Raw genomic sequence first — 25,006 nt, 5'->3', positions numbered from 1 at the left:
TCTCTGTCGATAAGTCTAGTGACAGCTTCACTATTAGTGATCGGCGGTATTCCGTTCTATCGGGTACTGATGACCTGTAAAAAGGTCCTTACACCTCTAGGGGGGGTAACGCCGTTAGGCGCAACCCGACGCTCTATGCAACGTCTGGGCATCTGAAAGTATGAACGTCCACTATTGTCGCTCAACTCCTAAGTTATGCGACGATTCTCTCGCACTGCTGGGTAAAACGTTGCGGTGTCGCTTTAGTCAGTCGCAGGTGTTTAATTTTCTGCGACATGAAATGCGATAGCTGTGGCTCTGCGACGGATTGGGTGTCTAGTGGTCAACAATTCCCGGACTGAATCGTCGCTAGTTTCGTAGACGCCCGATGGCCACTTCTGGCCCTGAGTGTGTAAAAACGCTTCGCCAAAATTAAAGTGCGTGCGTCTACGTTAAATCTGGAATTTATCGGCAGTCAGCTGAAGTAGATTTCGCAAAAATGCGCGATTTCCAGTCCGGTGATGAGTACCTGTCGCACTCGAAAACGTTTTTACACAGCCTCGGTCGAAAGCGGTAACTCACTCATGTCCGCTTTTGACCGATTCTGTTGAAAAAGTCGGCTTGCTCAAAACGCTCGAATATTGATGGATGAAAACATCTCGTTTGCACGCTGCTACGTGAAATCAGACTCCTGAACCTTTTGTGCAAAACTCAGATTTCAATCTCAGGCGCGTACTTTTCTGCCGTGGAATTAGAAGCCGACTTTTTCAACAGAATCGACCCAAAGCGGTCACGCCATCATTGCTAATGCGCAGGCATGAACACAGCGAAGATCACGAAGAGCCCTCCATAGACCTGATTAAAGTGACGCAATTTCTGAGCCAGCCAAGGCCTCACCTTATGCTCAGAACTCGCTACGCGCAATTCGACTCCAAACTCCACCACGGCATACGTCATCGATAAGGATCACCGATTGGGTAATACTGATGGGCGGTTGTAAGTCCTGTTTGACGCCGCAGCCGTTGACGCCCCGGCTAGTAACGGTGGGTTGCGAGAGGCCACCGGCACCATCAGCATCATCGACTCGACGATCTAGGACTGAGCGTCCTCAAGACCTGTCAAACCTATGTGCGGAGTAACAGTACCCTTCATTAAACCAATCTGAAATTCTATAGTTTCTCCGAATCTGTTCGTAGCTCGTCCTTCACGTGATTACCCGCCGATTGACCGTAATAGGATTTTTGGGTAATGTCAAAAGGCCAGACTACAATGACGAGTCATATTAAGGGTTTTAGGGAGATTGATAATGCAGGAATTAGCTTCTTATTCATTTGTTGCGAAGTTGTCAGGTATTGAGAGCGCTGAAAAACGTTTCCATACCTTAGACGAGCTGTTTGTTGGATGGATGCGGAAAAAGGGTGTGACAGATTTTACGCAAGAAAAAGGAAGATTCCGAAGCAACAATGAAGAGGCCGTGGGAAGTTATACGAGAACTATTGTGGATAACGCGCTGGGCCAATTGTCTGATATTTTAATGATAGATATGGTTCCGAATGAGTATGCGTTTATAACGAGTATAAAGTTTGGTCGGGTTGAAGATGAAGTCTCTGTATATTGCTCGCTGTCTGCAAAGAAACTCTCCCATATTATTTCCCCACTTAAGTTTTATCCTCGCTGCCCCTCGATAATAAGAGATATAATAAATTCATATGATGATTGGGGGCTAGGGGGCGAATCGGTTCCGCTCCCCATGCCGGTTGAGTATTTCGGAGAGGATAAGGGGGTGGTGTTGTGTGAGAGGTTGCTTGATGAAAGCAGGCATTTCCCTATTATGATAGTGTCAACGGATGAAGTAGTTTGGAGTGACTTAGCCGACAGGCTGGCGAGAGATTTGGTAGGGGTCGCCCATGTTGCAACTGTTGATGAACATGCATCGTGGGCTCTTACTGACGAGTTAGGTAAGCAGAACTCTTGTTATCTCGGCGCAGTCCGGCTTTACTGGCCATTAGGAGTGCAGGATGCTCTCCGCTCTACCGTCTGGACTGCGGAGCAGCTTGAGGACAGATTTGGGACGGATGTTGCTGGGGCGAATAAGTATTTATCCATTGTGCGCGAGATGGTCATGGAAACGTCTTCCTTGTCTCTTTCGGTGCCCAAAAGTTTGCGCGAAATCTCGAAGCGCGAATTGCGAGACCGTATTGGTCGTTCGAATGCTCAGCAGCGAGAGGAAGAATTAAACTCTATAATCGACGAAAACAGCACCCTGGCCGATAGTTTGGATGAGGCGAGGGCGGAAATTTCCAGGTTAAAAGGTAAATTGACCTCTCTTTACTCTGTAATGGCTCAGGCTGGCGTTGAGGAAGATGAGGGCGTTGAGAGTGAAGAAGAGAAAAAGCTCTCTGGTACCCATGTTCCATTTGTGCCCGGAGAGGCAAGGTACTACAAGAAGACCAAAAAAAGTGGGCGTGCTGACAATCTGGTTGTCACTAGCGTCTGCAACCATAATTCCTGGAAAACATTGCATAAAGCTATTCAAGCTGAAAAGGGCGTTCTGAAGCTGGAGGGCAGCAAAGATTACAAGACTATCCAACATTGCAACGAATGCACTGGGGGGGGGCTATGGAAGGTTCAATGGTAATACGCTGACGCTCTGCAAGCTCGTGGAGGCCTCGGATAAGGCTCTATGGCGGCATTTCTGGCTGGCAAAAGCACAAATGTTTTTACACCAATTAAATGGCCGCTCCTGGCCGATTCTGTTGAAAAAGTCGGTTCGCCCAAACAGCCTGGTCGTTGACTGGTTAAAACCCCTTTTTTGCACACTGCTACGTGAAATCTGAGTCCGGAAGCCTCTGCCGAAAGTAAAGATTTCAATCTCAGACGCATACTTTTCTGCTGCGCAAACCATGGTCGACTTTTTCAACAGAATCGGCCGTTTGCTGCCTGTCGCGAAGGGCTGCAAACGGCCAAGGCCAGTTGGCCCCTTTTTTATATCTTGAACTCCATGTTTGGCTGAAGACAAAATTGCCAGAGTGGAAGCTTGTCGCCTTTGTATCCGTCAGGAATATGCACTGAAAACACCTCAGGGTTAACCCTGGCATCAAGGGCATATATCTTGCTTTCGTATACGGTATGCTCATTGTAAGCGCTAGTGACCATTGAGCTCAGTGAGCCTAGCATTGCAAATCCCTGGTCTTCTTCCCATGGTACGTCAGGATAAAAATCATATCGAATAGACCTTACTCTTTCTCCATCCATCTCAGCCGAAGGAGCGTCGGTAGTCCAGTCTCCGAATCTAATGAGATAAAACGCAATATGTTTTTCATTTTCCATCAGAATCTCATTGTCATTGCAGTACAACTTGACATCGCCTATTGTTATTGAGGCTTGCCCATCCTCGTTGATTCCTGACTCTTCTTCGGGTTTTGCAACCAGCTCGATGCTCAAGTTCGGCTTAGTGCCGATCATCCTATCCCCCAGCGATATCATTTCACTCTTGGCGTAGCCTTCAATGAAGTTGGTCGTATATTTATTCCGATGTTCAGTCATTGACTCTTTGGACAAGAGTACCCATTTTCTGATTCTGGAGAAATAAATCGCAAACTTTACTGTTGTACCTTGTAGCTGCGCATAATTCTCCAGCCGCTCTACGTAGTCCTTTCGAAGCACATAGTTTTCTTTGGGATCGCCATAATGGCAGTTTTTCACCTCTACAAGAAATCTCGCTCCGTCATTCAAAGCAATAGAGTAATCGGGCGCCTGAACATTCATTCCTGCTGCGAATATTGCACCACTGTCTTCCTGCTTCACCATTGCGCATTTGCCCAAAGCTCCGGCAACATGAGCAAATAAAGCTTCGACTCGCTTACCGTTCAGCAGGTTTTGATTTTTTAGAGATGACTTGAGAGACTTTCCAACTTTTTCTAGGAAGTCTTCAATATCCTCTTCTGCTTCGATTCTGTAATTATTATCCCTGCTTACGGCGGTAAATAGTTCAACTGGATCGAATTTTAATGGATCTCTTGGCATGCGTTTCAAGTATTATTCCTTGTCAAAAATCTAGCTTTGAGCGTCACGTGGGGAGTGAGGCAGGTGTTGAGGATACGTTGCGAGTGTTGGCAGCACTTCCTCCATGCCGAACGGAACGAGCAACATTATGATGAAGCAGATTTGAATCCTATGAGGTACTAGACCGAGATCGGCAGAACTCAACAATGATCCAGCGTAACTGAATCGTTGCATGTTCGTGTCCCTCTCTCCTGCAATATTGCGTGACAAGGCAGGCTTGCCCCTGATCGCTTCTCCAGCGTTACGCGCACCTTCAAACGAGTGCGGTAATGCCGTCCCATCCGAAAATACCTATTGGGTGAAAGTCCCTGCCAAGCCAGCTCTACCTCCATCATCACGTGTGCTGACGCGCTATTCCCACCGTATTGCTGCGCATACCGCATGAACATTTCCATGTTGTGTGGAACCCGAGCCATGTCGATTGAAATTGACTCCCCCTTTTCATAGGCAGAGGACCGCCGGCGCTGAATGGCCGGGATGCTCGGCGTACTGTGGCAGGATTGCTGTATAGGGGCGGGGCGGACGAGTCGCAAGTGGGGCTGCTTCTGGGCATTCGTGGCAACAGTGCGGTGCGGGCGCTGTTGTTAAGGCCGCGTCCGTCGTTGGTTGGTTTGATCCGGCGCTTGTTGTAAACGCGAAGGCCGAGCGTGGGCACGCGACGTAGTGGTATGCGCCTACATCCCATCCTCGGCCCAGCTACGAGGCCGCGTTCACCTGGCGTAGCTGATCGTTGTGCTCATCGCTTTACCAATTCAGTTTGGGCAATTTTTTGAGCGATCAAGTTAGGCTAGAGCGGAATGCCATATTCGCGGAAAATCGCCTCGCTTGCTGCCCTATACGGTTGTCGCGGGTCTAAGTGAGCCCGAGCGTCCATTAGAAGATTTGCAGAAAGGTTTAGCCATTTCTCTCTACGTGTGATGTCGTCCGTATCCTCGGCTATCTCGGCGGCCTCAAGGGCGCGTTCGATGGCTGCTCTGATCATGAGTTGCTTGGCGGCCCGCTGTTCGACAAGGTCATGGCGTAACAGACCGAAGACCTCTATCGAGGTTTCGCCTTTGGGGCTGGGGTTTCCAGCGGTATCGGCTACTGCCCGTACCAAACCGTCATTTAGAAACTCGAGGTGTTGGTCGGGATAGTCATCACAGGGGTTGAGTAACAACGGTTGCTCGTTCACGTTGGGAGCGGTATGGCTACGCCATCGGTGTGCTTCGTCCACTACGGGAAATAGGTTGGCTTTTCCCGAGGACGCTTGATTGGGTACCGCAAACTCCTTGGAGCGTTTGCGATTACAATCGATGCAGGATGGCAACAGATTGCTCCACTCTGCGGCTAACCAATAATACCCTGGCTTGGTAAGTTGGCCGTTGATGACTACGGCACCTTTGGGACGAAAATGCTCAATATCCTCGGGGGAGCCTGCTGCATAGTTGAACTCGCAGTAAGCGCATTTCTTATTGAACATCTCGCGTAGAGTGAGAACGACATCAGACTCTCTATACGCTTTGAACTTTGTTTTTCCACCTGCCGCTTGCGCGACAAGTGCGGCTGCTCGCTCTCGGCTACCTTTTGAATCAGGACCATTCAAACTAGGTGGGCATTCCGCCCGTTCTACCCTGATCATAAGGGTGACTTCCTGTCAGTTCCCAGTTGTGGGGGGGGGGACCGTGTCAGGCTCATCCAGGGTTGCCCATAGCTGTTGCAGACGATGTTGGGCTCCCAACTTTAATTGTTCCGGTAACGCCTGCCGCCTGGCCATTCGTTCAGCAATGTATGCATCTGCTGCTTCGAAAACCAAGCGTTCACGTTCAGTCAAACCTAACTGGCGGCCTGCTTCAAGCTCTTCACGGAGTTCCTCAAGACGCAATTCATCTGCGACAGTTCGCTCCCTTGAGGCAAGCAGTCGATAGTACTCCTCAAACAGGGTATCGATTTCGAGGTCTTCGGCCGAGTTCAGGCCAAAGAAGTCAGAGGTCAGCAATTGACCCACTGTCATATTGCGAGGTGACGGCAGATCGTCGGTTTCTGCGGTTATGACCTTCACTGCGCCACTCAGTGTCCGTTTCAACACCGCTACTTCATCTCGTTCTATACCCCGTAGTGTCAGTGGCTCGTGGCTTGTGGCGATGAATTGCAGGCGAGGGAAGACCTCACGCAGGTGCTGGATAATGCGCATCTTCCACCGTGGATGGAGATGGGCATCAATCTCATCGATCAACACGATCCCTTCAGCGGAGGCCGCATCTTGCCAGCCCCGTCGCAGCACGCTCATGATGTCTAATGCCAACGCAAGTACAGCCTGGTAGCCGCTACTAAGTGCCTCCAGGGTATCGATAACTCCGGCGGACTTTACAACGATTTCGTTATTGTAACGAAAGAACTGAGCGCCATCCGGACGAGGTAGTAGGGCGGACAATGCACGTGCTATCCGGTCGAACTCTTGATCATCCGTGTCGTAAAGCCAAGGGCGACCGTTACTTAGACGTTCGAGCGGGTTGAAGAGGTTGGCAATGTGAACGGATGCGCGAGGCAGGGCCTTGTTTTTATGCGGTGTTAATAACCGAGTTGCGCCATATGCCAGGACCATGACTTTGGGCTCAGGCGGATCAATGGTGATGCTGTTATTTGCTGCGTTAAGCGTCATGACGATGGGTCTGGAGAAGCTAGACAATTGCACGCTGACTGTACCGGTTTCGCAGCCGCTGCGTAGCAGGTCAGACGCTTTGATATCGAGATCGTCAACGGCATCCTGTCCCGCCAGTGCACAAGCAAGGGCTTGAAGGGTTGTGCTCTTGCCTGTGCCATTTTCGCCCAGCAACACTAACCACTTCCCTGATCCTCCTGCTCCCAGTGAGGTCTGTAGGCCTACGTTTTCGCATGACCGGATATTGGTCAACTGGAAGTGTTCGATAAAACGGCTTTTACGGTAGAAGTCATTCGAGATTCGCTCTTCCAATACAGAATAAGACTCCATCCCCACAGTTGTATTAGTGAGACGTTCTGCCGCTAGCTTCAAGTCATCCAGACTTGCAACAAGACTCCCAGTCACTGCGCCCCGGTGGTGCTGCAGTTGTTGCAGTAGCTTGCTCGTTTGCGGACCAGCAGGGGCCTCCTCAGCGGCCCAGGTAGCTACGAACTGTCTGCGCATGGCGGCATACGGACTGTCATCCGTAATCATTGCGCTCAGTAGGTCATCCACCAAATAGGGCGAATCGAAGGCTATCTTTTGTACCGATAAAATCCGTTTCAGGTTTTCTAGATCACGACGACGTGCGTGCACCAACGCCTCCCGGTTGAGCCCGAGTACATCGATCGTCGCCGAGCCCTGAAAGTCGTCACTTGTGACACGACCATCCTCTAGAAAAAGCAGTAACGAAGACGGCTCATCTTCGCAAGGATCGAGCAGTAGCCTTCCTTCTTCAGTCAAGCCTAGGCTGGTCGGATATGGCCCAGCACGCAGTCCTTCGACGGGGAAGCGCGACCCTTTTAAGGTGTTGCAGGGAGAGCAGGCGAGCAGGTAGTTCGACCAGTCATGCGCGAGCCACCAATAGCAGTCGTCTTCTACAGAACCGTCCAGATTGCTGGCACTCTGCCGGGGGCGAAACAACTCTATTTCAGGTTTCTCGACCGGAGTCTCACAGTAGGCGCACTTGCTAGGGAAACATTCGGCCAGCGCCTTTCGTATGTCACTGTTTAACTGCGCTGCATACTTCTGAAACTCAAAGCGTTTCTGCCTCCGTTGTTCTCGCGGTTGAGAGAAAAAATCGGCAGCTTCCTTTCGCAGCATGTTAGCGCGTTCGGAATTTAGGATATCCGGGACGGGACCCCGCTTTAATCGGATCATTTTTTCTTCCTTGATTTTGGGGGCACAACACAAAATTTGGCGGAGTTTGTGTTGTGCCCGCGCCGTTGTGCGAGAAAAGTGGCTCGTTAATTGTGTCATTTTGCCACTAAAAGAAGCGCTTGAGGGGGGGCAGCGCAGATTCGATGCAAGCATCACGCTGAACGGTTAGGGCAACGTCTCGCGTGATCAGTGACAGGCTTGGACAGGCGCCAAGCAGAGCGTGTACTAGTTGCAAATCCTCTATTTGTGACCAGAAATCGTTGACCTTATCGCTCTCTACGATAGGTTGAACTGCGATAGCACTGCTAAATCTGGAGAGCCTCGTCCGATATGGTAAGCGCTCAAAGACATACCACTCATCAAAGGTAAGCGGATGGCGAACACACCTACCGAACTCCAGTATTTAGGGCGATGGTGTCCGCGTATTTTAAGCGGACGCGATCACCCTTATCGCCAGGATTTCCATGCGCCAACGCAGCTCTTACCCCAAACCATTTAAAGCCCAGGTCGTCCAGGAATGCTTGCAACCTGGAGCGACGATTTCCAGCGTAGCCATCCATCACGGCATCAACGCCAACGTGATCCGCAAGTGGCTACCGATTTACCGGGATCAATCACCCGCAACTCTGCCGGCCTTCATCCCCGTACAAGCTGCACCCAAGCGCGCAACAGAAGAGACGGTGATCATCTCACTGGTTCTGGGCGATAAATCCGTCACCGTAAAATGGCCAGCCTCAGATCCGGACGGCTGCGCGTGTTTTATCCGTGGCCTGGCCCAATGATTCGTATCGACTCCATCTGGCTCGCCACCCAGCCCATGGACATGCGGGCCGGCACTGACACTGCACTGGCCCGGGTGGTTGCCGTGTTCGGAGCGGCGAAGCCGCACTGCGCCTACCTCTTTGCCAACCGCCGGGCCAACCGCATAAAGGTGCTGGTGCATGACGGCGTTGGTATTTGGCTAGCGGCGCGACGCTTGAATCAGGGCAAGTTTCATTGGCCGGGCATCCATCTTGGCGCGGAGGTCGAACTCGACCCCGAACAACTCCAGGCGCTGGTACTTGGATTGCCTTGGCAGCGAGTAGGTGCAGGCGGCGCAATTACATTGCTCTAATACCTGGCTTATAGCTGTGACCGGAGGACTGCTTTGGTAAAATCCACGGCATGACTTCTTTGCCCGATCTCGATCAAATGCCCCCTGAACAACTGCGCGCGCTGGCTGCGCAGCTGATGTCCAAGGTCGACACCATGGGCAGAAAGATCCATCGTGATGAGACGATCATCGAGCAGCTCACCCACGAAATCGCCATTCTCAAGCGACACAAGTTTGCTAAGCGCAGCGAGCAGATCAGCCCGGCGCAAGGCAGCTTGCTCGATGACCTGCTTAATACCGACCTCGAAGCCATCGAGGCCGACTTAAAAGCACTTCATCCCGCACCCGCGCAGATAGAACCACGCCAGCAACCCAAGCGTGCGCCGTTGCCGCCGCAGTTCCCGCGCACTGTGATCCATCACGAGCCGGACAACACTCAGTGCGCTTGCGGCTGTCAGCTTCAGCGCATCGGTGAAGACGTCAGCGAGAAGCTGGACTACACGCCGGGCGTGTTCACCGTCGAACAGCACGTTCGTGGGAAATGGGCCTGCCGGCAGTGCGAAACACTGACCCAGGCCCCGGTGCCGCCGCAGGTGATCGACAAGGGCATCCCCACTGCCGGCCTGCTGGCGCAAGTGATGGTGGCCAAATTCGCCGACCACCTGCCGCTCTATCGACAGGAAAAGATCTTCGGCCGTGCCGGCCTTGCCATCCCGCGCTCGACACTAGCGCAGTGGATGGGTCAAACCGGCGTGCAGCTTCAGCCGCTGGTCGATGCGCTGCGCGAAGCAGTGCTGGCCCAGCGCGTAGTCCACGCCGATGAAACACCGGTACAAATGCTGGCTCCAGGAGAGAAGAAAACCCACCGCGCTTACGTCTGGGCCTATAGCAGCACGCCATTCTCGGCACTCAAGGCCGTGGTCTACGACTTCAGCCCCAGCCGTGCCGGCGAACATGCGCGTAACTTCCTGGGCACGTGGAGCGGCAAGCTGGTCTGTGACGACTTTGCCGGCTACAAGGCAAGCTTCGAGCTGGGCATCACCGAAATCGGCTGCATGGCCCACGCGCGCCGCAAGTTCTTCGACCTGCACGTCGCGAATAAAAGCCAGTTGGCTGAGCAGGCGCTTCACTCGATTGGCGGGCTGTACGAAGTCGAGCGACACGCTAAGGAAATGAGCGACGAAGACCGTTGGCGATTACGCCAGGAAACGGCGGTGCCCATCGCTGAAAAACTGCATGAGTGGATGCTGGCCCAACGCGAACTTGTGCCCGAGGGCTCTGCTACGGCCAAGGCCCTGGATTACAGCCTTAAACGCTGGGTAGCGCTGACGCGCTACCTGGACGATGGTGCTGTGCCCATCGACAACAACCAGATCGAGAACTTGATCCGGCCGTGGGCGCTTGGGCGGTCGAACTGGTTGTTTGCTGGGTCGCTGCGCAGCGGCAAACGGGCGGCGGCGATCATGAGTCTGATCCAGTCTGCGCGACTGAATGGGCATGATCCGTATGCTTATCTGAAGGACGTGCTGACTCGTCTGCCGACGCAGCGGGCGAGTGAGGCTGCGGAGTTGCTGCCGCACAAATGGCGTCCATTTAAGTAGCCAAAGAGTGTTCCTGGGTGCTTAAGGCAGTTCGACCAGGACGCCATTGGCATACTTGGCTTCGTCCGGGTTGAACATCCTGATGCGAATACTCACGCGGATATTCGTGCACAGCGATTGCTGGGTGCGCAGCTTTTCTGCGGCTCGATGCACGTAGGTGGCCACCGCCTTCTTGATCGTTTCGACCTCGACATCCTAGGCTGCGCAGTGACCTACCTTCTGGTCGGCTTCAGCGCTGAATCGGTGCTCAAGGCGCGGCCGCGTGCGTCGACGTTCGTCAGCCATTTTTAAGGCAGTGTGATGATCCTGCTAGGCACCATCCTGCTGGCCGAGCTGATTACTGGCAGAATTTGAATCACGGCGCCTAACCGCCTGAGGACACTGCTCTAGAAGAGTGCTTCGTTCGTAATTTCAATCACGGGAGCATTTGATCGGATTCAGAACCTGCGCGCAGAGCGCATGGTTGTATGTTGCAACTAAATATGGTTGTATAGTGCAACAAAATTGGGTGAGGCGTCAGAAATGATCGTTCCTTCAGTTGTGGAACAAGTCCGCTCCGCTTCACGCACAATGGTTCGTGAGCTGGGCTTTATGCGCACTACATTGGCGGGCACGGGGTACTCGCCCTCCGCTGTTCACACCCTGCTTGAGTTAGGCGAACACGGAGCGCTGACTGCGGCTCAACTCGTGCAAGAACTCGGGCTTGAAAAGTCAAGTGTAAGTCGGATGGTTGCGAAGCTCATTCAGTCTGGGGAGCTGGAAGAAAGTCAAGGTGAAGAGGATGGCCGCACGAAACAACTCAGCCTGACTGAGCAAGGAAAGCGCACTCTCGAAGAAATTCATGCTTACGGACAGATGCAGGTCTCGTCAGCGCTGGTTCCGCTCACCCAACAGGAACAGCAGACCATCGCCCAAGGACTGAACGCGTATGCCCAAGCGTTGAAGACATATCGCCAAGAAACAGTTGAAACGGCGGCAGCCAAGATTCAAATCACTTCCGGATATCGCCCTGGCCTGATCGGTCGTATGGCCGAAATGCACGCTAGCTTTTACTCTCGCCATTCAGGCTTTGGTCAGTTTTTCGAGAGTCAGGTTGCAACTGGCGTTGCGGAGTTTGCGGGACGACTGAACAATACGCGTAACGCCATCTGGGTCGCTGAGAGCGCTGGCCGGATTGTGGGATCGCTGGCTATTGACGGAGAGGATCTCGGAAACGATGAAGCCCACCTGCGCTGGTTCATCCTTGACGATGGCTGCCGTGGTGGCGGTATAGGTCGTCACCTTCTCACCGAGGCATTAGATTTCTGCGACCGGCAGAATTTCTCAGCTATACAACTTTGGACATTCAAAGGGTTGGAAGCTGCCCGGCGCCTCTACGAATCCTTGGGTTTCGAGCTAACTCATGAAGAGCAAGGCAATCAATGGGGTACGGCGGTCACTGAGCAACAGTTCACGCGTAAACGCTGAGCAGCATTCTATGAAGAGTCTGCAAACTCGCACAAAAGGCTAGAACTGGTGACCACTTAAATTTAAGTGCACACCATGTCTTGGCTTTGCGGAACTGGGTAGATGACTTGGCCGGACGGTTACAAAGATCCCACCTACTCGGTACCTAGGCCCCTATCGATACACGGGTACAGGTAAAGCTTTGCTGGTTTCAGCCGAAACATTCCGAACGGAGAAAAAACTGGCTACGGCAGGCTACTACTGAACCATCCTGGGCTCTATCAGACGTCGACTTCATAGAACGTTCGCCTTGGATAGCTTTAAACAACATCTTCAAGCCCTGAGGCCTGCCATGCTTAGAAATGCTCCTTTGAGTACAAAGCTGCTGCTTATTTTGATGTTTCCCCTGTTGGGCTTTCTGGTCTTCGCCGGGATTTTTGTAGCTGACAAACGAGAGACACTGAGCGAGATGAACCGAGCGGTCACCGCTACCGGCACCGCGCAGAAACTCAGTGACGTAGTAACCACTATCCAGCGTGAGCGCGGCGCAAGCGGCGTGTTTCTGGGCAGCGGTGGTAAGACGATGCAGGACAAGTTGAAAGTCTTACGCCAAGAAACCGACCGTGCGGTGAGCGCGATGCATGCGCAATCGACCGAGGGTCTTATCGCGCCTGACAAGATGCTGCGCGCAATTGATGGTTTGGCCGGACTGCGTCAGCAGGTGGACACGCTCGCAATCAATAACGGCGAGTCCGGCACCCGATTCACCGATCTTATCAAAAATTTGATCGGCTTCTCTTACTCACTGGAAACCAGCATTGAGGATCCGGAAATCCTGCGTGGGCTGAGTTCACTCAATCAGTTCGTAGACATGAAAGAGCGCTCTGGTCGAGAGCGTGTACTGCTTGGCCTGGCATTCAACCAAAACCGTTTTGATGCGCCGCTGTTGTCACGTTTCAGCCGCAACATGGGCGAGTTCTCCGGCTATTTCGAGGCCTTTCAACGCTGGGCTCCTGCCGTGTTCAAAAATAAGCTGGATGCGGTTCTACAACAGCCCGCATCCGTCGATGTAGCTCGCCTGCAAAAACTCGGATTTGATACGCCTCTAGGCGATCCGCTTAATATCAAACCCGAAGACTGGTTCAACCTTTCCACCAGCCGTATCGACATGATGGCTCAGGTCGAGGCTGAACTGGGCCAGACGGTCGTGAGCCTAGCCAATGTCGCGCGTACCGATGCCCAGCGCAGTCTGTATGTCGCAATAGCCACCGTCATTCTGATGTTGATTGCGGTGCTGTGGCTCGCTTCGGTGATTATTCGCAATATCAAAATCGCTGTGGTCGACGTGAACCGCACCCTTATTTCGCTATCCACGCGTGACCTAACTGCCAGAACCCGTTACACCGGCAGAGACGAGTTTGGCGAGATCTCGCGTAACCTGGATAACATGGCCATACAGATCGGTGAAGTGATCCGTGAGATCGGGAGTGCCACGGCGCAGGTCGCGACCGCCGCCGAGCAGTCTTCGGCTGTGGCCCTGCAAACTAGCAATAACGTCGTCCAGCAGCGTCAAGGCACCGATCAGGTGGTCACTGCCATCAGCGAGATGAGCGCCACGGTCAAAGACGTGGCGCGCAGCACTACCGACGCCGCAGAGATGTCGCAGCGCGTTAATGCCAGCACTATGCAGGGCAAGGCTGAAATCGAGAACACCATCAGCTTGATCAAAGGGCTTGAGGTTCAGGCCGAACAAACATCCCGAATCATTGAGGAGCTCAAGGGTGAAAGCTATTCCATCTCCTCGGTTTTGGATGTGATTCGTGGTGTAGCAGAGCAAACCAATCTGCTAGCTTTGAACGCTGCCATTGAGGCTGCCCGTGCCGGTGAGCAGGGTCGTGGATTTGCCGTGGTCGCCGATGAGGTGCGGAATCTGGCCAAAAAGACTCAGGATTCCACCGTCAGTATCCAGAAGATGATCGCCAATCTGCAATCCGGCTCCGACCGTGCCGCCACTTCCATGCAGGAAACTCTAGGGAAGGCTCAAGAAGGCGCGAGCAACGTAGTGCGCGCAGGGGAGTTGCTAGAAGAAATAGCCGAGGGCATCGCGACCATCAGCGACAGCAACATACAGGTCGCCTCGGCGGCAGAACAACAGAGTCAGGTTGCCGAGGAGATCCACCGCAACGTAAACGACATCAACACTCTGGTTATCCAGGTCAGCGCCGGTGCTGAACAAACCGCCGTCACCAGCCGCGAGTTAGCCCGCTTGGCCGAGCAACAGCAGGGGCTGGTGGGACGGTTCAAGGTGAACTGAGTTACAAGTTTTTTTACCGGATGCTCAAATGCCCGAGAGAATGACTTTCGGGTATTTGAGGATTGGTAGGTGAGAGGGTGACGCGCCTATAAGGGCTACTTTGCTCAACGCGATAAACGAGGCTTTTCATGACGCCGGATGAGGTCAGGCCATGGATTATCAGCCGTCCTACGGCTTTCTGAAGGACTGCTTATACCGTTCTGAGTCATACAAGGTGACTTTGGCAGACGCTTACCATCAAAGCCCAGCGTGGGCAACTGAGCGACTGCTTGCGGTGAGGCGAAACTGGCTGGGTTAGCCGTCGAGTTGGCGAAGCGGCAAGCCGGTTTGCGAAAAAGCGTCAGGTGGAATTGCAGCGTCACAAATGATCTTGGAGTGCGTTCAGCACTTTAATGGTGACGGATCGATAAGCTGGGACAGTATCTGGTTCTGATCAGGGGTGAGGATGCATGCCCCCCAACCCGGCTGTAATCTAGGCATGCTATTCAGAAATAGGCATGCCCCCCCGTCTCACTCCTTAGCGCTATTCATCTATCGGCCCTAAAATGCAGAGACTGAAGACGTCTATCGAACTCAATCGTCGGCTGTACTGCGATCAAACGCTCCAAGATTTTGTGAATACCATAGAGATTGTGAGTGCTCCCCGGACCATAGAGGCGCCATAGCAGGGTCAGGGTTTCGCGAGGAAAACTCTCCGGGCATTTTGATCGCTCTAGGGCAGGTATTCTTTCTCGCTCTTGAACCTGCGTGATGTAGGGGAGTAACTGAGAAAGTGCTTCGGGGAAAGCTTCTCCTGACATTATTACCAGATTAGTGAAATGGCGGGTCAACGTGCTTTCACGCAGCACGCGCTCTCGCGGCCATACTCTTTCAAGGAGGGGGCCGATATTTGTACGCCATGCTTCTGCCGGACCACCTTCAATGTCTGTAACCCACAGGGCAAGTAGCTCAACAACGCCTTCTCGTAATGCCGCTGAACAGTTGCGAAGTGTGTTAGCTACATCTGTAAGGGTGATGCCACAGGCGGAAACATCGAGTTCTTCACGAATGATTGACAATGCAGGAGTCATAATTTTTGCTGCTGCGGCTGTGGTGTCGTGATTCGATGCGCCAACCTCTAACAACCCCCTTAAAATGTGAGCGGAGAACCGTCTCGAGACAGAGATAGATGTACGCCGTTGGTTTACCAATACTGCTCGTAAACCACGGCCCGTAACCGTTGCTTCGCCAAGGGTAGCGTCAAGGGAAGTACAAATTTCATCGTTCGCCACGCTTAGTACAAATGCGAGCGAGTTGACAAAAATTGCTCGTGCAAACGTACCTTGCCTTCCTTCTGCGCGAGCAGCAATAACCATTGCCCTGAGATGGTTCTCGCTAATCGCACCGAGCGTTTGTCGGGCTGCCTCGATATCGAAGAGTAAGGCTCCAGCTAATCTGCCCGCGCTTGAGTTGATAGCTCGTTCATACAGTCGGCCCCCCTCTTCGAGAGGTTCTAAATCCTGGTCTACAGCTATTGCAAATAACCTTTGCCACCATGTTGATAAATCAATACTGGTTTGCCGAGGAACGAATGTATAAAGGGTTGCCAAGCGTTCGATGACTAGGGCAAGAAATCCTGATTCGGCATGCTCCATGCGTTGAAAAACTCGAACCATGAGTTCTGAGGTCGTCTCGGCGTTGGTACTTGGGGGAAATGTCAAAGCGCTTATCAGGTCGTTCCACAACGGTGCATTCACTTCCTCAAGTGGAGCGTTTTTAAGTGTGTCGAATGCGCCCTCGGGATCATCACCACAGTAGGCACTCCAGCCCATTCTTTTCTCGATGTCGAAACTTTGCATGACTGCTTGCGCGATTTCGAGACGTTGCTCGCTATCAGCGGCCATGATCGGCTGAGCATCACCAATGATGGTTCGGACACCGCTTGAGTAATATCTAAAGAAATCTCGCTCTTCCACCTCGCGATCTAGGTAATCGCGACGCAACATTATTGCGTAGAGTTCCTTGGCTCCTGCGTCGGACAAGGCTCCTGCAGCCTCGAACATCTTCAGGCGAAGCCATACGTCTGAGTCACGAGCATGGCCTCTCCAATCGGTTTGGCCACTGTCGATGGTGTAGCGTGCAAAGAACATTTCGCCCTCAGTTAGCACCCGCATCTCAAGCTCTAAGGCCAACACTTTACTGGCATCAGCAAGGCGTTCTCGCATCAACAGAAGAAGTTCACGTTTCACCTGCCAAAACTGGGTAAGTGGCAGAGCGTTGATACCACGAATGGCTTCATCTGCTGAATAGATAGCTGCATTACGATGCGCATGAAGCCATAGTCGTATGGCTAACATGCCTGGTACATACCGCCACTCATCAACAATCTGCCGAACTGCATCTCGATCCGTTTCGGCAACCTTGGGCAAAAGACCCGCGATCAACTTAACGAGGAGCATCGGCCCATCATGATGCTCATTCTGCATGTGAGGTTCCACCGAAGGAACAGCGGAATCATTGATGTCATATTCGGTTTCAAGCGCTCCGCAATCGACGGATGAGGCGACCAGATCCCGTAGCTTTGCGGTCGCTAACTTCATTAACAGCGCCGGCTGTGAATGCGTCAACAAAGCATCTACCAACTCAGCAGCGCCGCCAGAATCTCGCAGGTCAAAGCTGGGTCGAATCAGATCCGTGATTAGTTCAGGCTCCTCGGCTTTTTCCTGGCCTGGCCGGAATGTTCGTGCTCCATCTAGGGTTAGCACAGGGGTAATTAAATCAACTGCTGCGAGAAGGTCTGAATGAAGAACGACCGCGCCACCGAGCCTCTTTTGCAGGCTGTAGATTTGGAGTTCTGACTCCATACGATCAGTACACGACGGATTAGATACCAGGAGGAGCCACGCGCGCGTCCAGAGATCAGACAATTCGTTTACGTGATCTACACGATTGGCTAATGCGATTGCGAGCGCCTTGCCGATCTTCTTCATCCATTTGAGAGCTAGCGAGTATCTATCTCGAGACTCGAGGTCCAGAGCAAGCCACGCGGCCAGTATCCACGGTGCTTGATCTTCGCTCCAAAGCTTCCGTGCAAGGAAAAAGTCGATCCATGCAGAGTCTTTAATTGAGGTGATCGCAATAGATGACAGATCATTTTTACCAATGAAAAGCCAGCAAACCTTGTCGAGCTCTGCTGGGGACATGGATGCGTAAGGTTGGGAAAGAATTGCCGTTGCCCACGTCTGCCTGGTCGAACGGGGGCGCTCTACCAGCTCTGCCAATTGGGCCAGGTCGTCCCATAGCGCTCGATGACCGCGGCGACCTGTCACAGAGTCCACAGTCTTTTCGTAGCCTATCGGTTCTACAGCTAGCGCTTCCCAGCGCGCATCCGAACCGTCTCGGGCTTCAATCGCGTCTAAAGCATAAACGGGGCGCAAGTCCGGAAAACGTTCGCGGTCTGCCTCCAAGACGTTGAGAAAATAGCGTACTGGCGCGTCGCCTGCGCTATACCCCACTAGGACAACCGTTTTGCAGCGACAAAGGTCAAACAGAAAGCGCGAAGCCCATCCTGATCGCATGTAGGCGTCGCCATAGTCAGCACTTGTTACTACGAGGGGCGTCTGGTGCAGCCCGACCGTATCGTCGGCAATACGTCCATGGAGGTGGATGATTCCACGAAAGTCAGCGCTACCTGGAGCAGGGAGATCCTGCCCAGCAAAGCTAAGCTCCTGAATGTTTACGACGCCATCAGCGCTATGAAGTGCTTTTTCAAGCATCGTGTCGAAGTTGGTAGTGACTATCAACGGATGATTATCGAGGTCTCGTGATAATCGCAAGATCGTGTTGTGATTAGTGAAATCGGGGGGCGTAGGTGCCTGCAGGATATTAACCAATGCGCGCGTCATATCCCTTGGATTGACGATTCGACGGCTCAGAGAACCTAGTACCTCTTCGAAGCGGCCAGCTTTCGAAGATGCAAGCTCAGACACACTCTGCTCCAGATTAAGTCGGTCAAAGCATTGTTGGACTAAATCGCCAAAGCCTGGCAGTTGTGGCGCGCTTACACCTGCCCCGCACAAAAAGACAACCTCCCCGGCAAGTAAAGCGTCTACCAGTGTTTCAGGAAATGCAGGGCCTTCGGCAGAAAAACGAATGCTCAAGAGTTAGACCTCCATGTTGTAGTACCGCTTCGATCATTCTTAAAACCAGCATTGGGCGTGTGGTACGCCGTGAGCAGATGAGAAGTTCTTGCGTGACAGGTCATCGTCACGTCCCCATTCGAGCGAGCTTGATGCATTCACTGTGCAATTGACAGGCTGTCCCCTCAGGATGGTGAGTGTTGGAAATGCTATAGCTAACTAGCAGGCCATTCTCTGTTGCTCTGCTTTGGTGCGATGCATGGCGCATAACTCTATATAGATGGTATGTAGCGGTTTCCTGCACCGTCTCCTGATTCTCTCGATAAATATCTGATCCACCAGATAGCTATGTCAACTGTGTTGTACAGACTTAAAACGGCATGTAAAAACACTTGGCCCACGACTTGCTGTAGTGAAACAAAGCAGTCAACGCTGATTGCACATTTACGACAAAAGCGCCGTGTGGCCCCCCGTTTCGACGGGAGGGCGACATGGCGCTTTTTCGTTTACGGAACTTTCAGGTGCTGACGAGAGATTCGAGGGCAAAAATGAGCAGCAAAACTGGACGCAGTGTTTGTCCCTATTGTGGTGTTGGTTGCGGCATCATCGTGCAGGTCCAGGACAAAGTCGTGGTCAAAGTCGTGGTCAAAGTCGCTGGCGACAAGACTCATCCGACCAACTTTGGCCGCCTTTGTACTAAAGACAACACCTGCGGACAGGCGATCGCCAAGTCGGGGCGGATGGAACAGGGCCATAACTGACCTATTTCAACTCCCACGTTATGCCAGCAGGTTGGGAATCAGCCCGTCTGCCGAGATTTCGAATTCCTGAATCTTCGCTTCCAAGCCAAAGCCGTGCAATAATCCGAAGATCAAGGTGGCCAGCTTGGTATTGGGCTGATAACCGAACCAGCGCTGGAGCGCCCCCAGGTTATCGAGCGCCTTTTACACCACGGAAAAACCGATGATGGCGTCGATGACATAGGAGCTGACGCTGATGTCCGTCAGCACGCCAAACAGCAACGTTACCGAATGGCCCACCGCGAAGAGCGTGACGTAGATCCCTACTTCCTTTAGCCGGTATCGATATCTTACGTCCCGCTCGGGTAGAGTCGCCTCGCTCCGTCTGGGCGATTATTATCTGTAGCGAACGTCGGACTGGCGAATCCCCACTCTGTCAATCTCGAAATGGTCCAGCTACCCTAGAATCAAAAAGAGCTCTAAAACATTGCTTACCGGGATCGCATCGGAAATAGCGTCACTAAAGCTTTACCAGTCGCCGCCGAATACCTAAAAAACTAATTGTGTTGGATGCTAATAACTTGCAATTATATGGAACGTTGATGCCTTCAACTATTGTCTTTGGCTTTCTGATTATCGGTAGCGTGTCTATATGCAGTGGATTAACCTTTGCTCGCGATGGGGGGTTACAGGAAAATGCAGATCTTCTAGCTGTCTACCGCGCGGCAGTGGAAAATGATTCAAAATTATCGGCGGCACGTCATGCGTATCAAGCTCAGCGCGAAGCAATACCGCAAGCGCAGTCAGGTTTGTTGCCAAACCTGACTGCTGGAGCGACAACTGAACTGACAACTTTAGAACGTGATGAACCCTCCTTAAGTCGCGACAGAAGCGGCACAACCTTTCGTGCGAATTTAAGCCAGCCGTTGTTTCGGGTTGATCGTTGGTTTCAATTTCGAGCAGCGCAGGCTAGTGTGAACCAGGCCTCACTAGAACTATCTGCAAAAGAGCAAGCATTAGTATTGACAGCAGCCCAGGCCTATTTTGAAACCCTTCGTCAATTGGATGCTTACTCCGCTGCTCAAGCTGAGGAAGCTGCATTGCTGCGTCAGAGGGATCAAGCTCAGGGGCGGCTGGAGGACGGCGCGTCGAGCATTACCGATGTTTATGATGCTCAAGCCGCTTACGACAATGCTCGCGCCAATCGACAACAGACGCAACGAAAATTGGACGATGCATATGAGGCATTGACGCGTTTGACTCAGCGTAATTACACGTCCATTGCGGGTATAGGGCACCAGCTACCAATAGAAGCTCCTATACCTAACGACGCTAACATGTGGGTTGATACCGCCATCAAACAGAACTTAGCGCTTCAAGCCGCAGAGGAAGCGGTGAACTCCGCGGAGCAAACTTTGCATCAGCGTAAAGCTGGACATGCACCTACCCTTGACGTTGTGGCTTCTTATCGCAAGGGGGATAATGATAGCTTTGGTTACAGCAATCCAACTGACTTCGGTCGTAACGGGTTTCGATCAAGTGTAGCGCAAAGCAGCATCGGTGTTGAACTCAGTATTCCCCTGTACTCAGGGGGGATGACTAGCTCTCAGATAAAAGAGGCCTCTGAGCGTCTTTCCCAAAGTCAAGATGAGCAAGAAGATCGTCGCCGTGAAGTGGTTTTGACCACACGCAATGCCTTTCGTGGCATTAACGCCGACATGGAACAAATTAATGCTCGCCGACAAAGTATAATTTCCGGCCAGAAGTCTGTGGAGGCTAACCAGGTCGGTGTGGATGTTGGGTCGCGTAATATCGCCGATGTGCTAAACGCCCAGCGACAATTATACGCAGCAGTGCGCGACTATAACGACGCGCGCTATGACTACATCCTGGATAATCTGACACTTAAGCAAGCAGCTGGAACGCTAAATCCAGGAGACCTGAAGATCCTCGCTACCTATCTGACGCAGGACTACGACCCCACACGAGACTTTTTACCTTCAGGTTTCTAAATTCTCCACATCGGAAGCAGAAAAGCGTTTCAGCTGAGTGTTCTTTAAGAAAAAATGTGTTAAATAGTAGTGTCCAATAGCCACTATTTGGCGCATTTCGCGCCTTGTCCCTCAACAAGATGCTCGCTATGAATGAATCGACAATGGGCGCGCACCTGCCTAAAAAATCTCAGTGCATTGACACCGGCCTAGCTTCGCTGGTCATAGTGGCCCGTTTTCATCAGATCGCAGCATCGCCGGAGCAGCTTGCTCACGAGTTTGGCATTCCTAACGAACTCATGTCGCAGGAGAACTTGTTAATAGCGGCCCGAAAGCTCGGGTTGAAAGCTAAAGCGGCCACGGTCACGGTTGCAAGGCTTAGTCGTACCCCGCTTCCAGCAGTTGTAGCTGACAAGAATGGCAAATTTTTTATAATCGCGCGACTAGACCAAGGAAAAGCGCTGATCCATGACCCCCTCGTACAACGTCCTGAAGTCATTACCCTGCAAGCACTAGAAGATCGTTGGAACGGCCAGCTATTGCTCTTCCGTTCAGAGACGAAGGTGGGAGGAGAGTCCTCGCGATTCGATTTCACTTGGTTTATTCCAGCCATTATAAAGTATAGGAGATTGCTAGGGGAGGTGATGATAGTCTCCCTCGTCCTACAAATCTTCTCGCTAATTACACCTTTATTCTTCCAGGTTGTAATGGATAAGGTGCTTGTTCATCACGGCCTTACCACTCTAGACGTTATCGCAATCGGCCTCGCTGGAGTGATGATATTCGAGTCTGCCCTTTCAGGGCTGCGTACGTATGTGTTTGCCCATACGGCCAGTCGCATTGACGTAGAGCTGGGATCTAAGTTATTTCGACATCTAATAACCTTGCCTCTGCCATACTTTCATGCTCGTCGTGTGGGTGACTCAGTGGCAAGAGTTCGTGAGCTTGAAAACATTCGAAATTTCCTTACTGGCAATGCTATAACCTTAATAATGGATATACTGTTCTCAACAGTATTCATTGCGGTAATGTTCTACTACAGCGGATGGCTGACTCTTATCGTCGTATCGTCGCTACCACTGTACATATTGGTATCAGTTCTAATTACTCCAGTTCTCCGTGAGCGACTAAACGAAAGTTTTGCACGCGGCGCCGAGAACCAAGCATTCCTAGTGGAAACCGTAAATGGAATCGACACACTGAAATCTATGGCTGTGGAGCCGCAGATTATACGTAAATGGGATAACCAACTGTCAGGTTATATTTCCGCGAATTTTAAGACTCAAAATTTATCTATGCTGGCTAATGAAAGTGTATCGCTTATTGGTAAGCTGGTTACCGTCGCAACTCTATGGGTCGGTGCTCGGTTGGTTATTGAAGGGCAGCTTTCAGTAGGTCAACTAATTGCTTTCAATATGTTAGCGGGGCGAGTTGCTCAACCTATTATGCGCCTAGCTCAATTGTGGACAAATTTCCAGCAAACGGGAGTCTCAGTACAGCGGTTGGCGGATATCCTAAACACTAAAACTGAAATATCCCAAGCTCCTCGTAGTTCCATGCCTCCACTTAAAGGGCGTATCGAATTTGAGCAAGTACATTTTCGCTATCGTCCCGATGGATCTGAGATCTTGCGAGGTATTAATTTATCCATCACGCCAGGGCAAGTGATTGGCGTGGTAGGGCGCTCTGGTTCTGGCAAAAGCACTCTTACTCGTCTGCTCCAGCGGCTCCACGTCCCAGAACGAGGTCGTATTCTAGTGGATGGTATGGATCTAGCATTGGCTGACGTATCGTCATTACGCCGCCAGATCGGTGTCGTATTGCAAGACAACATGTTATTCAATCGCACCATCCGTGAAAATATCTCCCTGAGCGATGCGGGGGCACCACTAGAAACTGTGATGCGCATGGCGAGTTTAGCCGGGGCACACGATTTCATTCTGGAGTTACCAGAAGGCTACGACACAGTAGTTGGCGAGCATGGAGCGTCGTTATCTGGTGGCCAGCGCCAGCGTATAGCTATTGCGCGAGCCTTAATGGGGAATCCGCGTATCCTGATTTTTGACGAGGCTACCAGTGCCTTGGACTACGAATCTGAACGCATTATACAACACAATATGCAAGCCATTTGTAAGGGGCGCACTGTGATTATCATCGCCCATAGGCTTTCAGCGGTGCGTGATGCAAGTCGCATTGTAGTTGTGGATCGGGGACAGATTGTCGAGCAAGGAACGCACACGGAGCTGTTAACTCATCAAGCTGGTCACTATTCCCGACTCCATCGCTTACAGCAAGGCGAGTTTAATGTTTAATAAAGATGAAGGAAGTCTGGTGCAGCGCTACCGCAGCGTCTGGCGGCAAGCGTGGCGGCGTCGGCGCGAGATGGATGCACCCATTCGCCTTCCTCATGAAGTACAATTTTTGCCAGCTTCAATGGAATTGCAAGAGCGGCCAATTCACCCCGCACCTAGAATATTTATATGGCTAATAATAACTTTTGCATTTTTGGCACTACTTTGGGCAATAGCGGGCAAGGTGGATGTTGTGGCAACGGCCAAGGGGAAAATTATTCCGAGCGGGAAAACCAAGATAATCCAGTCGAGTGAAACGGCTGTGGTAAAGGCGATCCATGTTCGTGACGGCCAATCGGTGAAAGCGGGGCAATTGCTTGTAGAGCTGGACTCAACCTCAGCTGACGCAGACTTAGGGCGCATCAGGAATGAATTACTCGCGGCTCGAGTGGATAGTGCTCGTGCCAGTGAGATGTTGAATGTGATTAGTACCAATAAAACGCCCAAAGCACTAACCGGTACCATCAATGATGCAGACCATCTACATGTACTGGCGGCTGAGCGCTGGTTGCAGGGACAGTATCTTGAGTATCGAAGTAATTTGAGCGTGGTTGATGCTGAAATCAGCCAGCGAGATGCTGAAATTCATTCGGCGCGTGAGCAGGTGGCAAACCTTCAGAAGACATTGCCAATTGCTGTTAATTTAGCTCTAGATTACAAGCACTTACTTGATAAACAATATATTGCTCGTCACGCATACTTAGAAAAGGAGCAAGCGCGATTGGAGTTAGAGCGCCAACTGGGTATGCAGCGTGCCCGCGTAGTTGAGTTGGGCGCCTCACGCCGAGAAGCGGAACAACGTAGAGAATACGTTGTAGCCCAAGCTAGAAGAGTGATGCTCGATATGTTGCAGCAGTCCGAACAAAAAATTTCAGCATTGACACAGGAGATGGCCAAAGCGCGATACCAAGAAGATCTGACTACGCTTGAGGCACCGGTTAATGGCACCGTACAGCAATTGGAGGTTCACACGATTGGGGGCGTAGTTAGCCCCGCCCAAGCGCTGATGGTCCTAGTTCCAGATGGAGAGCTACTTGAGGTCGAAGCAATGCTAGAGAATAAAGATATAGGTTTCGTACATGCTGGCCAAAAGGTGACAATCAAAGTCGAGACATTTAACTTTACTAAGTATGGCACAGTTGGTGGTGAGATCGTCAGCATTTCAAGCGATGCCATTGACGATGAAAAAAAAGGACTAATATATAGCAGCAAAATCCGACTTGACGATAGTCATCTGAGTATAAATGGCGTCAATGTTAATCTTGTACCGGGCATGGCGGTGACTGCGGAGGTTGCAACGGATAAAAGGCGAGTTATTGAATATTTCCTTAGCCCATTACAGCAGCATATGTCGGAAAGCATTCGTGAGCGATAGCCGCAGATGCAAATGGCTATAGAAGTCTATCAGTGGAACCCCATCAATTGCCTTGCCAATCAAAGGACTAGCGAATCACATCATAATGTGAT

13 protein-coding genes and 3 pseudogenes are annotated in these 25,006 nt (G+C 51.8%); 10 read left to right on the top strand and 6 right to left on the bottom strand.

Going from position 1 to position 25,006, the window contains the following annotated elements; all coding sequences use genetic code 11:
* The first annotated feature begins 1,285 nt into the window (after positions 1–1,285).
* The gene (locus EE949_RS20340; protein ID WP_122665922.1) at positions 1,286–2,617 is read left to right on the top strand and encodes a hypothetical protein; all 1,332 of its coding nucleotides are present in this window, start codon (positions 1,286–1,288) and stop codon (positions 2,615–2,617) included.
* 347 nt (positions 2,618–2,964) lie between these two features.
* On the opposite strand, the gene EE949_RS20330 is transcribed toward EE949_RS20340, so the two are convergent.
* From EE949_RS20330 to EE949_RS20315, 3 genes are all read right to left on the bottom strand, one after another.
* Positions 2,965–4,014 carry a hypothetical protein gene (locus EE949_RS20330; RefSeq protein ID WP_162874725.1) on the bottom strand — a complete coding sequence of 350 codons (1,050 nt, stop codon included), beginning with the start codon at positions 4,012–4,014 and terminating at the stop codon, positions 2,965–2,967.
* 817 nt (positions 4,015–4,831) lie between these two features.
* Complete coding sequence (locus tag EE949_RS20320) at positions 4,832–5,665, bottom strand: hypothetical protein (protein WP_122665919.1); 834 nt, start codon at positions 5,663–5,665, stop codon at positions 4,832–4,834.
* Between the two features lie 15 nt (positions 5,666–5,680).
* Positions 5,681–7,828: an AAA family ATPase gene (locus EE949_RS20315; RefSeq protein WP_162874724.1), complete on the bottom strand. Its 2,148-nt coding sequence runs from the start codon at positions 7,826–7,828 to the stop codon at positions 5,681–5,683.
* 521 nt (positions 7,829–8,349) lie between these two features.
* Between EE949_RS20315 and tnpA the strand changes: the two genes are divergently transcribed.
* The 3 genes from tnpA to tnpC are packed head-to-tail and all read left to right on the top strand — an operon-like array spanning position 8,350 to position 10,579.
* Positions 8,350–8,667 (top strand): IS66-like element accessory protein TnpA, encoded by a 318-nt coding sequence (tnpA, locus tag EE949_RS20305; protein ID WP_015885959.1) that lies wholly within the window; start codon positions 8,350–8,352, stop codon positions 8,665–8,667.
* The gene (gene tnpB, locus EE949_RS29880; protein ID WP_015885960.1) at positions 8,664–8,999 is read left to right on the top strand and encodes an IS66 family insertion sequence element accessory protein TnpB; all 336 of its coding nucleotides are present in this window, start codon (positions 8,664–8,666) and stop codon (positions 8,997–8,999) included. Before tnpA ends, tnpB begins: the two co-directional genes overlap by 4 nt.
* A 50-nt stretch (positions 9,000–9,049) precedes the next feature.
* Positions 9,050–10,579: an IS66 family transposase gene (gene tnpC / locus EE949_RS20295; protein ID WP_122665917.1), complete on the top strand. Its 1,530-nt coding sequence runs from the start codon at positions 9,050–9,052 to the stop codon at positions 10,577–10,579.
* A gap of 24 nt (positions 10,580–10,603) precedes the next feature.
* Here tnpC and EE949_RS20290 read toward each other — a convergent pair.
* Positions 10,604–10,765 (bottom strand): annotated as a pseudogene (locus EE949_RS20290) (DNA polymerase V subunit UmuC); the annotation flags it as partial.
* A gap of 336 nt (positions 10,766–11,101) precedes the next feature.
* Here EE949_RS20290 and EE949_RS20285 point away from each other — a divergent pair.
* Together EE949_RS20285 and EE949_RS20280 are read left to right on the top strand one after the other, a co-directional pair.
* Entirely contained in the window at positions 11,102–12,046 is a 945-nt protein-coding gene (locus EE949_RS20285; RefSeq protein WP_122665916.1) for a bifunctional helix-turn-helix transcriptional regulator/GNAT family N-acetyltransferase, read from the top strand.
* A gap of 376 nt (positions 12,047–12,422) precedes the next feature.
* On the top strand, positions 12,423–14,339 hold the full coding sequence (locus tag EE949_RS20280) for a methyl-accepting chemotaxis protein (RefSeq protein WP_043205934.1): 1,917 nt from the start codon (positions 12,423–12,425) through the stop codon (positions 14,337–14,339).
* Positions 14,340–14,866: 527 nt separating this feature from the next.
* Here the strand turns inward: EE949_RS20280 and EE949_RS20275 are convergent.
* Positions 14,867–18,478 (bottom strand): SIR2 family protein, encoded by a 3,612-nt coding sequence (locus tag EE949_RS20275; RefSeq protein ID WP_122665915.1) that lies wholly within the window; start codon positions 18,476–18,478, stop codon positions 14,867–14,869.
* 527 nt (positions 18,479–19,005) lie between these two features.
* Here EE949_RS20275 and EE949_RS20270 point away from each other — a divergent pair.
* Positions 19,006–19,212: pseudogene (locus EE949_RS20270) on the top strand (molybdopterin-dependent oxidoreductase); the annotation flags it as partial.
* Here EE949_RS20270 and EE949_RS20265 read toward each other — a convergent pair.
* Positions 19,212–19,545: pseudogene (locus EE949_RS20265) on the bottom strand (HupE/UreJ family protein); the annotation flags it as partial. The pseudogenes EE949_RS20270 and EE949_RS20265 sit on opposite strands and share 1 nt — an antisense overlap.
* A gap of 254 nt (positions 19,546–19,799) precedes the next feature.
* Here EE949_RS20265 and EE949_RS20260 point away from each other — a divergent pair.
* From EE949_RS20260 to EE949_RS20250, 3 genes are all read left to right on the top strand, one after another.
* Positions 19,800–21,209, top strand: a complete 1,410-nt coding sequence (locus EE949_RS20260) for a TolC family outer membrane protein (protein ID WP_122665913.1) — start codon at positions 19,800–19,802, stop codon at positions 21,207–21,209.
* A 128-nt stretch (positions 21,210–21,337) separates the two neighbouring features.
* Positions 21,338–23,500 (top strand): type I secretion system permease/ATPase, encoded by a 2,163-nt coding sequence (locus EE949_RS20255; protein ID WP_122665912.1) that lies wholly within the window; start codon positions 21,338–21,340, stop codon positions 23,498–23,500.
* Entirely contained in the window at positions 23,493–24,914 is a 1,422-nt protein-coding gene (locus tag EE949_RS20250) for an HlyD family type I secretion periplasmic adaptor subunit (RefSeq protein ID WP_162874722.1), read from the top strand. The genes EE949_RS20255 and EE949_RS20250 overlap by 8 nt, the downstream gene beginning before the upstream one ends.
* The last annotated feature ends 92 nt before the right edge of the window (positions 24,915–25,006 follow it).

Origin of the sequence: Pseudomonas viridiflava (assembly GCF_900602065.1) — a bacterium.
Taxonomy (GTDB): Bacteria; Pseudomonadota; Gammaproteobacteria; order Pseudomonadales; family Pseudomonadaceae; genus Aquipseudomonas.
Note: the sequence above shows the minus strand (reverse complement) of the source record. Positions and strands in the feature narration are given on the sequence as shown.

What these genes read in the sequence shown, in the direction of transcription:
- tnpB (WP_015885960.1), top strand. Translation starts at nt 8,664, where the DNA reads ATGATTCGTATCGACTCCATCTGGCTCGCCACCCAGCCCATGGACATG.
- EE949_RS20250 (WP_162874722.1), top strand. Translation starts at nt 23,493, where the DNA reads ATGTTTAATAAAGATGAAGGAAGTCTGGTGCAGCGCTACCGCAGCGTC.
- tnpA (WP_015885959.1), top strand. Translation starts at nt 8,350, where the DNA reads ATGCGCCAACGCAGCTCTTACCCCAAACCATTTAAAGCCCAGGTCGTC.
- EE949_RS20340 (WP_122665922.1), top strand. Translation starts at nt 1,286, where the DNA reads ATGCAGGAATTAGCTTCTTATTCATTTGTTGCGAAGTTGTCAGGTATT.
- EE949_RS20315 (WP_162874724.1), bottom strand. Translation starts at nt 7,828, where the DNA reads ATGCTGCGAAAGGAAGCTGCCGATTTTTTCTCTCAACCGCGAGAACAA.
- tnpC (WP_122665917.1), top strand. Translation starts at nt 9,050, where the DNA reads ATGACTTCTTTGCCCGATCTCGATCAAATGCCCCCTGAACAACTGCGC.
- EE949_RS20320 (WP_122665919.1), bottom strand. Translation starts at nt 5,665, where the DNA reads ATGATCAGGGTAGAACGGGCGGAATGCCCACCTAGTTTGAATGGTCCT.
- EE949_RS20260 (WP_122665913.1), top strand. Translation starts at nt 19,800, where the DNA reads ATGCCTTCAACTATTGTCTTTGGCTTTCTGATTATCGGTAGCGTGTCT.
- EE949_RS20255 (WP_122665912.1), top strand. Translation starts at nt 21,338, where the DNA reads ATGAATGAATCGACAATGGGCGCGCACCTGCCTAAAAAATCTCAGTGC.
- EE949_RS20280 (WP_043205934.1), top strand. Translation starts at nt 12,423, where the DNA reads ATGTTTCCCCTGTTGGGCTTTCTGGTCTTCGCCGGGATTTTTGTAGCT.
- EE949_RS20285 (WP_122665916.1), top strand. Translation starts at nt 11,102, where the DNA reads ATGATCGTTCCTTCAGTTGTGGAACAAGTCCGCTCCGCTTCACGCACA.